Here is a 12,004-nt window from a genome sequence, read left to right as displayed (position 1 = left end):
CGGCCACCCGTAGAACAGCTCAGGAACGGCTTCGAGCCGCCACCGGCGGGATATCGATAGCCTTCGAATCGCGCACGAGCACGAACGTCAGTCCACAAGCGACAATCGCGACGCCCGCGGCGAGCGCGAACGCCGGGCGGTACCCGAAGTGCGCGGCGACCACTCCGCCGATCGGGCCCGCGGCGAGAATCCCCAGGTCCCACAGGGAGGTAATCGATCCGACCGCGGTACCCGGCCGGATCGCACCGGTGCGCTGCAACGTCATCGCCGTCGTCGCGGGGAAAACCGTGCCGATACCGACGCCGGTGATCGCGGAGCCCAGCAGGGCGAAGAACTCGGTGGGCACGGTGGCGAGCAGCGTCAGCCCGGCGCATTCGACGAGCAGCACGATCCGCGCCACCGCCGCACCGCCGTAGCGGTCGACCATCGGGCTGCCGAACGACCGGGTGAGCAGGAACGCGATCGCGAACACCGCGAGTCCGAGATCCTGCCCACCGACCCCATCGCCCAGGTACAGCACGAGCAGCGCGGTCAGGCTGCCGTAGCCGTACGCCGCCATGCCAAGGCACAGGCCGGGAAGCCCGGCCCCACGCGGCAGGATCTCCCGCCACGACCGCGGCCGGACCGGCACCGGCTCCCCGGGCGGTGGCGGGCGCCGGGTCGTCGCGGCCAGCACCGCCGACACGATCGGCAGCGCGATCACCGCCACCCACACCGATCGCGCTCCGCCGATGCCGTGCAGGACCACCGCGAGCAGCGGCCCCAGCGTGAGCCCGCCCCACATCGACAGGCCGAACCAGCCGGACACCCGCCCACGCCGATCCGCGGGCGTGGCCGCGAGAACCCACGGCAGGCTCGCCGAGAACAGCATCCCCTCGCCGATCCCCATCAGCAGCCGCGCGACGAGCAAGGTCCCGGCATCCGGCGCGAGCAGGTGCCCGGCCCCCGCCACCGAGGTCAGCACGCCACCGGTCAGCACCACCGTCCGTGCGCGCCCGGCGTCGCCCGCCCGCCCCGCGAACGGCCGTGTGCCCGCCGCCGCCGCGAAGGCGACCCCGACCAGCAGGCCCGCGGTCGCCGGGCCGGAGCCGTACTTCGCCACGACATACCCCGGCAGCTCCTGCAACGTCGCCCCGAGGGCGAGGTAGCCGCACAGCACACCCGTCCACAGCCGCCGCAGCGGAACTCCGGCATCAGTCATGAGCTGCACAGTACAGATCGGTACTGTCAAAAGTACAGAGTGGTACTGTGTGTTCCGTGACCCAGGAGGCGACCCGGGAGCGGATCCTCGAAACCGCGGCCGGACTGTTCTACGAAAAGGGCGTCCACGCGGTGGGCGTCAACGAGATCGCGGCGCGCGCGGCGGCGTCGAAGCTGAGCCTGTACCGCTATTTCGAGTCCAAGGAGCGGCTCGTCGAGGCGATGCTCGCCGAGCACAGCGACCGCATCCACGCCTGGCTGATCCGCGAGACCGCCGGCGCGCCCGCCGGGCCGCCGCGCGTGCTTTCGGTGTTCGATCTGCTGCTCGACTGGTTCGCCCAGCCCGGCTACGGCGGCTGCACTGTCGTCAACACCGTCACCGACACCCGTGCGGCACCGGCGATCGCCGCGATCGCCAGACGTCACCTCGCACGTTATCGGGCACTCCTTGAAGAAAGGATCCGTGAGACAGGCGTCGAGGACCCGATTCCCCTTGCCCGGCAACTCCTTCTGCTCATCGAAGGGGCGAGTGTGGTGACCACGATCGACCGCGACCTCGGGGCCGGAGCCGACGCCCGCGCGGCCGCCGCGACGCTGCTTCGCGCCCAGCTGCCGTCCGCGGGGTAGCCGGAAACGTTCCCGAGGCGATCGGCGGCGGCGCCCAATACTCCCGGCACCGCCGCCGATCCGTTCGGAAGCTCAGTTGCCGTCGGCGGTGTAGATGCCGCCCGGCGTGACGACCCACAGCTGGCCGTCGGGACCGGCGACCTCGTCGCGGGTGCGGCCGAGGTTGGTATAGACCTTGCCGCCCTTACCCGCGGTGTCCAGTTTGTACGTACCGCCCTTGAGCGCGGCCATGTACAGCTTGCCCTTGTAGGAGGCGATGCCGCTCGGCGTCGCCTCCGAGGTCGGCCACTGGTTGACCGGGTTGGTCATCCCCGCGACACTGCATTTTCCTTCGCATTTCGGCCAGCCGTAGTTCTTGCCCGGCTCGATCTTGTTCAGCTCGTCGACCTTGCTGTCGCCGATTTCCGAGGCGTAGAGCTGGTTTCCGACCCAGGTCAGGCCCTGCACGTTGCGGTGCCCGTAGGAGTAGACCGGGCTGCCGAACGGGTTACCGGGCGCGGCCTTGCCGTCCGGGGTGATCCGCAGGATCTTGCCGCCGAGCGAGTCCTTGTTCTGCGCGTTGTCTCCGTTCTTCGCGTCCCCGGTGCCGACGTAGAGGAAGCCGTCCGGGCCGAACTTGATCCGGCCGCCCTGGTGGAACTGCGTTCCGCGCGGGATCCCGGTGAGCACCGGCGTCGGCGACTGCCCGAGTTTGAGCTTCGCGACCCGGTTGTCCGAGGCGGTCGTGTAGTAGATGAACACGGTCTGGTCCTGTGCGTACTTCGGCGACACGGCCAGCCCGAGCAGGCCGGCCTCCTTGGTCACGCTGACGCCGGGAATGGTCTGGACATCGCTGACCTTGCCGGACTTGTCGATCCTGCTGATCTTCTTGGCGTCCTTCTGGGTGAACAGGGCGGTGCCATCTGGCAGGAAGTCCACCGACCACGCCTCGTCCAGACCACTGGCGACCTGCTTGATCGCCTGGGCCGAGACACCGTCCGCGGCGGCGGGCGCCGCGACGCCGAAAGCGGCAAGGGCGGCCGCGATGACGGGCATGGTGAGCTTGCGACACAACGACATTTACGCCTCCTGATAGCTGCACCCCGGGTAGCTCGGACGGCGGATCGGATGCTCGGGGGACATCCGCGAAGTGGGATAGAAACACACCAGGTAGTCAGCCGGACACCACTGGACGGGTGGCGAAAGCGCTTTCACATCCCTGGCCGGAACTCCGCGAGTGATCATCCGGAGCCGCGCTATCCGCCATCGGGAGGAACGGTACCCACCCCGTGGGAACAAACCTGGCGACGTACCGTCCCGCGCTCCTACTGTGGCGGGTGCTCGACCCGGTCGTCCCGGGCGGACGTCCGGCGGTGCACCCTTCACCGATCCGAGGAGTTGCAGATGATCGAAACCACAGAGGTATGGACCACTCCGGACTTCGTCGAGTACGAGACCCCGATGGAGGTCACCGCCTACGCGGCCCGGATGGAATGAGCCGTTCCCGCCGGTGGCGCCCGACCGCGCCACCGGCGGGCTCCCACCAGCACCGAGCCGCCGGAGGCCGCGCATGTCCCCGCTCCTGAGTCCCGAAGAGTTCGGCGCCGCGCTCCGCGGCCTCTCCCCGCGTTACTGGGGAACACACCCCTTCCACCACCGCATGCACGCCGGCGAGCTCACCGAACACGAGCTGAAGACCTGGGCCGCCAACCGGTGGTACTACCAGTGCGTGCTGCCGCAGAAGGACGCGGCGATCATCAGCAACTGCCCGGTGCCGGAAATCCGCCGCCAGTGGCTGGAGCGCATCGTCTACCACGACGGAACCGAGGCGGGCGAGGGCGGTATCGAGCGCTGGCTCCGGTTGTGCACCGCGGTCGGGCTCAGCCGCGAAGAGGTGCTCGACCAGCGGCACGTCGCACCCGGTGTCCGGTTCGCCGTCGACGCCTATGTGACGTTCGCGCGCACGAAACCGTGGGTCGAGGCCATCGCCTCCGGACTGACCGAGATGTTCGCCGGACATCTCATGCAGCGCCGCGTCGCGGACATGCTCGCCAACTACGCGTGGATCGCACGCGAAGACCTCGCCTACTTCACCAACCGCATCGACGCGGTTTCCGGCGAGGGCAAGGCGACGCTCGACATCGTGATCCAGCACTGCGCGACCCGGGAACAGCAGGACAAGGCGATCTCGGCGCTGTCGTTCAAATGCGACGTGCTGTGGTCGATGCTCGACGCGATAGCGGGCGCCGCGGCGAAGGAGTGAGATGACGACCATCGGCACGGGCTCGGTCCCGGAACTCCGTCGCGGCGTCCGGCTGACCTACGACCACACACGGGAAACCCACGTTCTGTTGTTCCCCGAGGGAGTGCTGGTGCCGAACCCGACCGCCGCCGCGGTACTCGAACTGTGCGACGGCGACCGGACGATTTCGGCCATCACACAAGCGCTGGGCACACGCTATTCCGGCGTCCGCGAACAGGACATCATCGACGTGCTGACGCGGCTGGAAGATCGGCGGATCGTACGATGGCAGTGAAAGCGCAACCCCCGCTCGGCATGCTGGCCGAGCTGACCCACCGCTGCCCGCTGCACTGCCCGTACTGCTCCAATCCTGTCGAGCTGGCGGGCCGCGAGTCCGAACTGTCCACACAGGACTGGCTGGCGGTGCTCTCGCAGGCGCGGGAACTCGGCGTGCTGCAGGTGCACATGTCGGGTGGCGAACCGTTGGCCCGGCCCGATCTGCCGGAACTCGTCGCACACGCGGCCGGGCTTGGCTGCTACGTCAACCTCGTGACGTCCGGGCTAGGCCTGACCGAGAAACGGCTCGCCGACCTCGTCGAGCGCGGTATCGCGCACATCCAGCTGTCCGTGCAGGCCGCCACCGCGGAGCGGGCGAACCTGCTGGCGGGTGCGCGGGCCCACGACCACAAACTCGCCGTCGCCGGGCTGATCAGGAAGGCCGACCTCCCGCTCACCGTGAACGTCGTGCTGCACCGGCGAAATCACGATCAGCTGGCCGGGATGATCGCGCTCGCCGAGCGAATGGGCGCGGACCGGCTCGAACTGGCGAACACGCAGTACTACGGCTGGGCGCTGCGCAACCGCGACGCGCTGATGCCGACCCGCGAACAACTCGCCGTCGCCGAGCCGATCGTGCGCGAGGCCACCGAACGGCTGCGCGGGAAGATGGAGATCGTGTACGTCGTCGCCGACTACTACGAGCCGTATCCGAAGCCGTGCATGTACGGCTGGGGCGCGCGTCAGCTCACCGTCGCGCCGGACGGCACCGTGCTGCCGTGCCCGGCGGCCACCGCGATCACGACGCTGGAACTGGACAACGTCAAGGAAAAACCGCTCGAGGAGATCTGGTACGAGTCGTCCTCCTTCACCGCCTACCGCGGCGAAGACTGGATGAGCGAACCGTGCCGGACGTGTGATCGACGCTCAGTCGACTTCGGCGGCTGTCGCTGCCAGGCATTCCTGCTCACCGGCGACGCGGCCGCGACCGACCCGGTGTGCTCGCGCTCGCCGCACCGCGACGTCGTCGACGTGATCCTGGCGGCGCCACCTCCCGTCACGGCACCGGAGCTGGTGATGCGCACGGTGACCACGCGATGAAGATCATCCTGCTCGGGACCGCGGCGGGCGGTGGGTTCCCGCAATGGAACTGCGCGTGCCGCCTGTGCACGTCCGGCGCGATGCCACGTGCCCAGGACTGCGTCGCGGTCAGCGCCGACGGCCGGGGCTGGTACCTGCTTAACGCGTCGCCGGATATCCGCGCGCAGATCCTGGCCACACCGGCGTTGCGCGCCGGGCCGGGCCCTCGCGAAATCCCGCTGCGCGGAGTACTGCTCACCGACGCCGAGCTGGACCATTCGCTGGGTCTGTTGATGCTGCGCGAGGCGGGCGGTCTGCCGGTGTGGGCACCGGACTCGGTGCTGCACGCGCTGTCCCGGCATTTCCCGGCGCGGTCGATCATCGACGGCTACGGCGGCTGGGACTGGTCGTCCACTTCGGACATCAAGCTCGACGGTATCGTGGTACACGCCCTTCCGGTGAGCGACAAACGTCCGAAGTACGCGCGTTCGTCCACTGAGGACGGACCGTGGGTGGTGGCCTACCGGATCGAGGACCCTGCGACGGGGGGCGTCGTCGTCTACGCGCCCTGCCTGCGCGGCTGGCCGGACGGGTTCGACGAGCTGACCGACGGCGCGGACCTGGTCCTGCTGGACGGCACCTTCTACGCGCCGGACGAGATGTCGGGCGCGACGCGGGCGCAGGTCGGTGACGGCGCGCAGCTCGCGATGGGCCATCTCCCCATCGCCGGAACAGCGGGCGGTCTCTCGCAGATCGCCCGGCGCCGTGCCGCTCGTCCGGGGACCCGCTGGGCCTTCACACACCTGAACAACACCAACCCGGTACTGGACCCGGCCTCCGCCGAACACGCCGCCGTACTCGCCGGCGGTGCCGAACTCCCCGGTGACGGCACCGAATTCACCTTCTGACCCGGCGCAGCTCACGCGCCCCAATGTGGCGTTCGGTGCGTCCAACGCACCCAATGCCACATTGGGGCGCTCGACGGCGGGGCCCATCAGAGCCGGGGAAGACTTGGTGACTACGGGATTTCACCGAGGGGATTCCGGGGGTTGTCCGGATGCCGGCGGCAAAACACGACCGGACACTGGGAGCATGAGACTCCGAACCCTGGCCATGGCGGGCATCCTCGCCGTCGGCCTCACCACCACCGGCGTCGCGAACGCGGCGACCGTGTCGGCAGCACTGCCCCGGCCGACCGGACACCACAAGGTAGGCTTGTCGACCTTTCAGCTGACCGACACCCGTCGTGCCGATCCGTGGGTCCCGGCACAGCGCCGCGAACTGATGGTCTCCCTGTGGTACCCCGCGCGCTCCGCGAGCGGCCGGCGCGCGAAGTACATGACACCTCAGGAATCCACCGCGCTGGGCACGGCGGCGAAGATCCCCGCCGACTTCTTCGCGGGAGTCGATACGAACTCCACAGTGGACGCTCCAGCGCTCGGCCGGAAAGCGCCGCTGGTGGTGCTATCACCCGGATTCCTGTTACCACGCAACACTTTGACCTCGCTCGCGGAGGAGCTGGCGAGTCGCGGCTACGTCGTCGCGGGCATCGGCCACAACTACGAAGCGCTGGCGACCAGCTTCCCGGACGGGCACACCACCGGCTGCGAGGCATGCGCCGTCAAGGACTGGACGAAACTCGTCGACACCCGCGCCGCCGACACGTCGTTCGTACTCGACGAGCTGACCGGACCGCGGTCACCCCACGGCGTCGCACGCCTCATCGACGCGAGCCGGATCGCGATGGTGGGCCACTCGATCGGCGGCTCGAGTACCGCGCCGGCGATGCTGGGCGACCCCCGGATCGGCGCCGGGGTCATCGTGGACGGCAAGTTCTACACCCCGGTGACCGGCCTGAACCGCCCGTACCTGCTGCTGGGCAAGCCGGAACACCTGCCGGGCGGCACCTGGGACCCGACCTGGGACGCCGGCTGGCCGGAGCTTGGCGGCTGGAAACGCTGGCTGACCGTGGACAAAAGCGACCACAACACCTTCACCGACGCGAACTACCTCGCGGCGAAGGCCGGTTTCCCGATGCCCGATGACCTCATCGAGCCGCTGCGGGGCATCCGGATCACCGAGGCGTACGTGACGGCATTCCTCGACCAGCACCTGCGAGGCCACTTCCAGCCGCTGCTGTGCGGCCCCTCGCCGCGGTACCTCGAAGTCCGCTTCTGGAACCCGTGAACCGCGCGATCACCGGCGCCCGGCCGGTCAGGCGATGCCTTCCGGGCTGGCGCCGGTGATCGAGACGGCGTCCGCGGTGATCCGGTCGATCTCGGCCAAGTCATCCGACGAAAGCTCGATGTCCGAGGCGGCGAGGCTCGCTTCGATGTTGGCGGGCTTCCGGGCCCCGACGATCGCGGCGTGCACACCGGGCCGCGCCAGCGTCCAGGCGATGGCCAGCTGACCGACCGAAATCCCCTTCTCCCCGGCGAAGGCCGTCAGCTTGTCGACAATCTCCAGATTGCGCCGCAGGTTTTCGCCTTGGAACGCCGAGGAACGCGAGCGCCAGTCGGTGGCCTCGAACTTCGTGTCCACGCTGAGGGCGCCGGTCAGCAGGCCACTGCCGAGCGGGCTGTAGACCAGAACGCCGATGTCGTGCTCCCGCGCGTAGGGCAGCGGATCGGCCTCGATGCCTCGACGGAACAGGTGATACGGCGGCTGAAGTGTCTCCACCGGGCGGTGCTCGTCGAACGCGGCGAGCTGCGCGGTGTCGTAATTGGACACTCCGATGTGCCGGACCTTCCCCGCGTCCACGAACTCCTGCAGCACCCCGGCGGTTTCCTCGGCGGGAGTGCCGGGATCCGGCCAGTGCACCTGGTACAGGTCGATGTAATCGACGCCGAGATTGCGCAGGCTCGCGTCGAGGCCCTCGGTCAGCCACTCGCGGCGGGCATCGCGGGCCCGTTCCGCGCGTGGCTTGGTTCCGCCCTTCGTGGCGATGACGACCCTGTCGCGGTTCCGCTTCAGCTCGCCGCGCAATGCCTTGCCCAGCAGGACTTCGGACTTCCCCGCACCGTAGGCCTGCGCGGTGTCGAAGAGGTTGACGCCGAGTTCGCGAGCGCGGACGACGGCGGCGATCGCGACGTCCTCGTCGAACGAGCCCCAGGCGCCACTGAGCTGCCATGTGCCGAAGGCGATCCGTGAGACTTCGATGCCACTCCTGCCCAAAATCGTCGTACGCATGCTTCCAGCACAGCACAGACATCGGATCTCCGCAGTCACGCGCGGCGGAAATCCCGTCCATCGAAACCACCAAATAACTGTTTGACAGTTGCCTCCGCTCACCGGGATACTCGGCCCATGCCGGAGTCCCCCACCCTCGACGATCTGCGCGTGCTGGCCCATCCACTGCGGTTGCGCATCCTGTCGCTGCTGACGGGCACGGCGATGAGCGCGGCCGAGGCCGCGCGCGAACTCGACGAGACCCAGGCCAATGTCAGCTACCACCTGCGCCGGCTGCACGAGGCCGGCCTGCTGGACATCGTCGAGGAAGTCCGGATCCGTGGCGGGCGAGCGAAACGCTATCGCCACGATCCCGAGTCGGGGCCGCGGCTGACCGGGCGTAGCCCCGAGGAGGACCACGTCCTCCTGGCGTCGGTGGCCGAGGAACTCAAGCGCCGCCTCGAATTCCGCGCACCGGAACACCCGGCGTCGATCACCGACGCCGAGGTGTGGGTCGACCCGGCGGTCTGGGCGCAGGCCCTGTGCCAGGCCACCGAACTGAGCCGCCTGCTGCATGATGCGGCCGAGCCGCCGCGCACCGCGGGCACGGTCCGGGTGAGTGCGAGCGTCGCCCTGTTCGAGCTGCTGTGAACGAACACCCCGGCATGAGCGACGCTTGCGAGCGAATCATGGATGCCATGCGCCAAAAAAGATTCAACACTGTCTCGCGGAGCGAGGCGATCGCATGAGCGACGCTTGCGAGCGAATCATCAACACCATGCGCCAAAAAAGATTCAACACTGTCTCGCGGAGCGAGGCGATCGCATGAGCGCGCGGACGCTGCTCGTCCCGTTGCGCGAGCGCAATTTCCGGCTGCTGGTCACCGGCAGGACGTTCGCCGACTTCGGTAACGCGGTCGCGCCGCTCGCGCTGGCCTTCGCCGTCGTGGACCTGACGGGGTCGGCGGTCGACCTCGGCATCGTGGTCGGCGCACGCTCGCTGGCGAACGTCCTGTTGCTGCTCTTCGGCGGGGTGCTGGCCGACCGGCTGCCGCGCTCGGTGATCCTCCAGGGCACCGAGCTGGCGGCGACGGTCACCCAGGCCCTCATCGCCGCGAGTGTCCTTTGTGGATTCGCTTCGATTCCGCTGCTGGTCGCGCTCAGCCTGGTCAACGGCGCGGTCGCGGCCATCTCGCTGCCCGCGGCGGCCGCGATCACCCCGCAGACCGTGTCCGCCGCACAGCTCGGCCAGGCCAACGCGCTGGTCCGGCTGCTGTCCAACGCGGGCCGGATCGGCGGCGCGGCGATCGCCGGCGTCATCGTCGCGGCGGTGGGCTCCGGCTGGGCGGTCGCGGCGAACTCCGCGCTGTTCCTCGGCGCCGCCTTGGCCTACCGCGGCATCCGGCTGCCGCGCGGCACCCGTGTCCCGGACAGTAAACCCCTCGCGGAGCTGCGCGAGGGCTGGCGGGAGTTCGCCTCCCGCGCCTGGGTGTGGATCGTCGTCCTGCAGTTCATGGTGGTCAACGCCGTGGCCTTCGGCGCGCTGATGGTGGTCGGCCCGCTCATCGCCGACGACTCCTTCGGCCGCGCGGGCTGGGGTTTCGCGCTCGCCGTCCAGACCGCAGGCTCGTTCGCTGGTGGCCTCCTCGCGGCGCACTGGCAACCACGCCACACCCTGATGTTCGGCGTACTGATGGTGGCGCTCGACTCGATACCGCTGTTCACCCTCGGCTGGTCACCGGTCTTGCTGCCGTTGCTGTTCGCGATGTTCGTCTCCGGCCTGGCGGTCGAGCAGTTCGCCGTCGCGTGGGACGTTTCGTTGCAGGAGAACGTGCCGGAGGACAAGCTCGCCAGGGTGTACTCCTACGACATGCTCGGCTCGTTCATCGCGTTGCCGCTGGGCGAGATCAGTGCCGGCCCGCTGGTGGAGCACGTCGGCAGGGAGGCGACGCTGATCGGCGGCGGTGTGCTCGTGGTCCTCGCGACGGCGCTCGCGCTGTGCAGCCGCCAGGTGCGCGGCCTGGTCCGCAAGGTTCCCGAGGCTCAGCGCCCGGCGAGCGCCTCGTAGTACGCCTTCTGGCCGGGGTGGTAGTCGGTGAAGGCGGGCAGCGGACCGTCCACTCCGGACGCGACGAGCTGGTCGAGGTAGTACTCCCAGCCGGGGCCGATGTCGCCGATACCGGCGTCGGATTCGAGGTGCTGGACCAGCCGCAGCACGCACGCGCCTTCGGTCACGGTCAACAGCAGCTCCAGCCGCCAGCTCCCGTTCTCGTCCACTGTGGACACGGCGAGCCGGCGCGGCGGCTCGCAGGCGTCGATGCGCAGCTCGAACCACGGCGCGCCCTCTTCGAAGGCCATCTGGACCTGAACGGTGCGGCCGGGCGCGGCATCGCCCTTCCAGGCACCGAACCACCGCGCGGTGCTCTCCGGTTCGGTCACGCTCGCCCAGACGTCGTCGATCGGCGCGCGGAAAGTACGCTCCAGCACCAGATCGCAGCCGTCGGCCGTGCGCAGGAGCCGCCCGGTCGGAGTGGGAGTCATGCGATGTCCTCCTCGTCGTCGCGTGCCCTCGTGCGGGCACGCCGGGTGCGCTGGACCTCGGTCTCCAGCGCGTCGAGCCGGTGTTCCCAGCCCGAGGGCCGCAGGAACCGGGCCAGCCAGCCGGCGAGCTCGGCCAGTGGCGCCGTATCGAGCACATAGACGCGACGACGGCCGTCCGGCTCGTCGCGCACGAGGCCGCTCTCGCGCAGGACCCGCAGGTGCCTGCTGATCGCGGGCCTGCTGATGTCGAACCGCTCGGCGATCTCGCCCGCGGCGAGATTCTCCTTCCTGAGCAGGAGGAGAATCTCGCGACGGACCGGGTCCGCTATCGCGCCCGCGACGTCCACGGATGAAGCGTAACCGATGAGTTACGCGTTGGGGAAGGCCTTTCGCCGCAGGAAGTTGAGCACGGTCAGGCGAAGGACCACGTCGTCGTCCTGATCGATCAGCTCGGCCAAGGTGCGCACCAGACCGCGGTCCGGCTTCGACCGCGAGGGCTGGGTGTCCAGCACCATGACCCGTAGCCGGACCGCGGTACCGGGACGGACCGGCTTGAGCCAGCGCAGTTCGTCGGCGCCCGGCCCGCCGAGACTGGCCACTGTGGACAGATAGTGATCGGCGAACAACCGCATCAGCACGCTCGCGGTGTGCCAGCCGCTGGCGATGAGCCCGCCGAACGGGCCGTCCTGGGCCGCTTCCCGGTCGACGTGGAAGCTCTGCGGGTCGAACCGCCGCGCGAACTCGACGATCTCCGCCTCGGTGAACGCGGCGTGACCGAACTCGTACGCCGCGCCGGGCCGGTAATCCTCGAAATACCGTTCACCGATCGGGACGGCGAACGCTTCGGTCGTGGTCATGGCGGCAGCCTGCCACGGGAAAGCTTCGATCCGCG

General features: G+C 69.2%; 15 protein-coding genes. 9 read left to right on the top strand and 6 right to left on the bottom strand.

Features of this window, described 5'->3' with window-relative positions; translation table 11 throughout:
* Positions 1–19 precede the first annotated feature (19 nt).
* A complete protein-coding gene (locus tag ACFW0G_RS11885) occupies positions 20–1,201 on the bottom strand; it encodes an MFS transporter (protein ID WP_378325008.1) in 1,182 nt (393 codons plus the stop codon).
* A 56-nt stretch (positions 1,202–1,257) separates the two neighbouring features.
* On the opposite strand from ACFW0G_RS11885, the gene ACFW0G_RS11880 reads away from it, so the two are divergent.
* The gene (locus ACFW0G_RS11880) at positions 1,258–1,827 is read left to right on the top strand and encodes a TetR/AcrR family transcriptional regulator (RefSeq protein ID WP_378325007.1); all 570 of its coding nucleotides are present in this window, start codon (positions 1,258–1,260) and stop codon (positions 1,825–1,827) included.
* Between the two features lie 72 nt (positions 1,828–1,899).
* Here ACFW0G_RS11880 and ACFW0G_RS11875 read toward each other — a convergent pair whose 3' ends face one another.
* The gene (locus ACFW0G_RS11875; RefSeq protein ID WP_378325006.1) at positions 1,900–2,886 is read right to left on the bottom strand and encodes a PQQ-dependent sugar dehydrogenase; all 987 of its coding nucleotides are present in this window, start codon (positions 2,884–2,886) and stop codon (positions 1,900–1,902) included.
* 324 nt (positions 2,887–3,210) lie between these two features.
* On the opposite strand from ACFW0G_RS11875, the gene pqqA reads away from it, so the two are divergent.
* The 6 genes from pqqA (at position 3,211) to ACFW0G_RS11845 (ending at position 7,591) form a co-directional block, all read left to right on the top strand.
* Positions 3,211–3,303, top strand: coding sequence for a pyrroloquinoline quinone precursor peptide PqqA (gene pqqA, locus ACFW0G_RS11870; RefSeq protein WP_345399451.1), 93 nt, complete (start codon positions 3,211–3,213; stop codon positions 3,301–3,303).
* Between the two features lie 73 nt (positions 3,304–3,376).
* Positions 3,377–4,069 carry a pyrroloquinoline-quinone synthase PqqC gene (pqqC, locus tag ACFW0G_RS11865; RefSeq protein ID WP_378325004.1) on the top strand — a complete coding sequence of 231 codons (693 nt, stop codon included), beginning with the start codon at positions 3,377–3,379 and terminating at the stop codon, positions 4,067–4,069.
* A 1-nt stretch (position 4,070) separates the two neighbouring features.
* The gene (gene pqqD, locus ACFW0G_RS11860) at positions 4,071–4,343 is read left to right on the top strand and encodes a pyrroloquinoline quinone biosynthesis peptide chaperone PqqD (protein WP_378325002.1); all 273 of its coding nucleotides are present in this window, start codon (positions 4,071–4,073) and stop codon (positions 4,341–4,343) included.
* Positions 4,340–5,425 carry a pyrroloquinoline quinone biosynthesis protein PqqE gene (gene pqqE, locus ACFW0G_RS11855; RefSeq protein ID WP_378325202.1) on the top strand — a complete coding sequence of 362 codons (1,086 nt, stop codon included), beginning with the start codon at positions 4,340–4,342 and terminating at the stop codon, positions 5,423–5,425. Before pqqD ends, pqqE begins: the two co-directional genes overlap by 4 nt.
* Positions 5,422–6,312 (top strand): pyrroloquinoline quinone biosynthesis protein PqqB, encoded by an 891-nt coding sequence (gene pqqB / locus ACFW0G_RS11850; protein WP_378325001.1) that lies wholly within the window; start codon positions 5,422–5,424, stop codon positions 6,310–6,312. The genes pqqE and pqqB overlap by 4 nt, the downstream gene beginning before the upstream one ends.
* 184 nt (positions 6,313–6,496) lie before the next feature.
* On the top strand, positions 6,497–7,591 hold the full coding sequence (locus tag ACFW0G_RS11845) for an alpha/beta hydrolase family protein (RefSeq protein ID WP_378325000.1): 1,095 nt from the start codon (positions 6,497–6,499) through the stop codon (positions 7,589–7,591).
* A gap of 27 nt (positions 7,592–7,618) precedes the next feature.
* On the opposite strand, the gene ACFW0G_RS11840 is transcribed toward ACFW0G_RS11845, so the two are convergent.
* A complete protein-coding gene (locus ACFW0G_RS11840; RefSeq protein WP_378324999.1) occupies positions 7,619–8,593 on the bottom strand; it encodes an aldo/keto reductase in 975 nt (324 codons plus the stop codon).
* A 117-nt stretch (positions 8,594–8,710) separates the two neighbouring features.
* Between ACFW0G_RS11840 and ACFW0G_RS11835 the strand changes: the two genes are divergently transcribed.
* Both ACFW0G_RS11835 and ACFW0G_RS11830 read left to right on the top strand, forming a co-directional pair.
* Positions 8,711–9,223, top strand: coding sequence for an ArsR/SmtB family transcription factor (locus tag ACFW0G_RS11835; RefSeq protein ID WP_378324998.1), 513 nt, complete (start codon positions 8,711–8,713; stop codon positions 9,221–9,223).
* Between the two features lie 174 nt (positions 9,224–9,397).
* Positions 9,398–10,639 (top strand): MFS transporter, encoded by a 1,242-nt coding sequence (locus tag ACFW0G_RS11830; RefSeq protein WP_378324997.1) that lies wholly within the window; start codon positions 9,398–9,400, stop codon positions 10,637–10,639.
* Here ACFW0G_RS11830 and ACFW0G_RS11825 read toward each other — a convergent pair.
* From ACFW0G_RS11825 to ACFW0G_RS11815, 3 genes are read right to left on the bottom strand one after another with little or no spacing between them, the layout of a single operon-like run.
* Entirely contained in the window at positions 10,615–11,112 is a 498-nt protein-coding gene (locus tag ACFW0G_RS11825; protein ID WP_378324996.1) for an SRPBCC family protein, read from the bottom strand. The two genes, ACFW0G_RS11830 and ACFW0G_RS11825, sit on opposite strands and share 25 nt — an antisense overlap.
* Positions 11,109–11,459 carry a metalloregulator ArsR/SmtB family transcription factor gene (locus ACFW0G_RS11820; protein ID WP_378324995.1) on the bottom strand — a complete coding sequence of 117 codons (351 nt, stop codon included), beginning with the start codon at positions 11,457–11,459 and terminating at the stop codon, positions 11,109–11,111. Before ACFW0G_RS11820 ends, ACFW0G_RS11825 begins: the two co-directional genes overlap by 4 nt.
* Positions 11,460–11,480: 21 nt before the next feature.
* A complete protein-coding gene (locus ACFW0G_RS11815; protein WP_378324994.1) occupies positions 11,481–11,969 on the bottom strand; it encodes a MaoC family dehydratase in 489 nt (162 codons plus the stop codon).
* Between the last annotated feature and the right edge of the window lie 35 nt (positions 11,970–12,004).

The organism is Amycolatopsis sp. NPDC058986, assembly GCF_042741125.1.
Classification (GTDB): Bacteria; Actinomycetota; Actinomycetes; order Mycobacteriales; family Pseudonocardiaceae; genus Amycolatopsis.
The sequence above is the reverse complement of the archived record's forward strand: the minus strand, read 5'-3'. Positions and strand labels throughout refer to the sequence as shown.

Bases quoted from the DNA above. Each gene is read 5' to 3' on its own strand.
- ACFW0G_RS11825 (WP_378324996.1), bottom strand. From the start codon at position 11,112: ATGACTCCCACTCCGACCGGGCGGCTCCTGCGCACGGCCGACGGCTGC.
- pqqD (WP_378325002.1), top strand. From the start codon at position 4,071: ATGACGACCATCGGCACGGGCTCGGTCCCGGAACTCCGTCGCGGCGTC.
- pqqC (WP_378325004.1), top strand. From the start codon at position 3,377: ATGTCCCCGCTCCTGAGTCCCGAAGAGTTCGGCGCCGCGCTCCGCGGC.
- ACFW0G_RS11875 (WP_378325006.1), bottom strand. From the start codon at position 2,886: ATGTCGTTGTGTCGCAAGCTCACCATGCCCGTCATCGCGGCCGCCCTT.
- ACFW0G_RS11830 (WP_378324997.1), top strand. From the start codon at position 9,398: ATGAGCGCGCGGACGCTGCTCGTCCCGTTGCGCGAGCGCAATTTCCGG.
- ACFW0G_RS11885 (WP_378325008.1), bottom strand. From the start codon at position 1,201: ATGACTGATGCCGGAGTTCCGCTGCGGCGGCTGTGGACGGGTGTGCTG.
- pqqA (WP_345399451.1), top strand. From the start codon at position 3,211: ATGATCGAAACCACAGAGGTATGGACCACTCCGGACTTCGTCGAGTAC.
- ACFW0G_RS11835 (WP_378324998.1), top strand. From the start codon at position 8,711: ATGCCGGAGTCCCCCACCCTCGACGATCTGCGCGTGCTGGCCCATCCA.
- ACFW0G_RS11840 (WP_378324999.1), bottom strand. From the start codon at position 8,593: ATGCGTACGACGATTTTGGGCAGGAGTGGCATCGAAGTCTCACGGATC.
- ACFW0G_RS11845 (WP_378325000.1), top strand. From the start codon at position 6,497: ATGAGACTCCGAACCCTGGCCATGGCGGGCATCCTCGCCGTCGGCCTC.
- pqqB (WP_378325001.1), top strand. From the start codon at position 5,422: ATGAAGATCATCCTGCTCGGGACCGCGGCGGGCGGTGGGTTCCCGCAA.
- ACFW0G_RS11815 (WP_378324994.1), bottom strand. From the start codon at position 11,969: ATGACCACGACCGAAGCGTTCGCCGTCCCGATCGGTGAACGGTATTTC.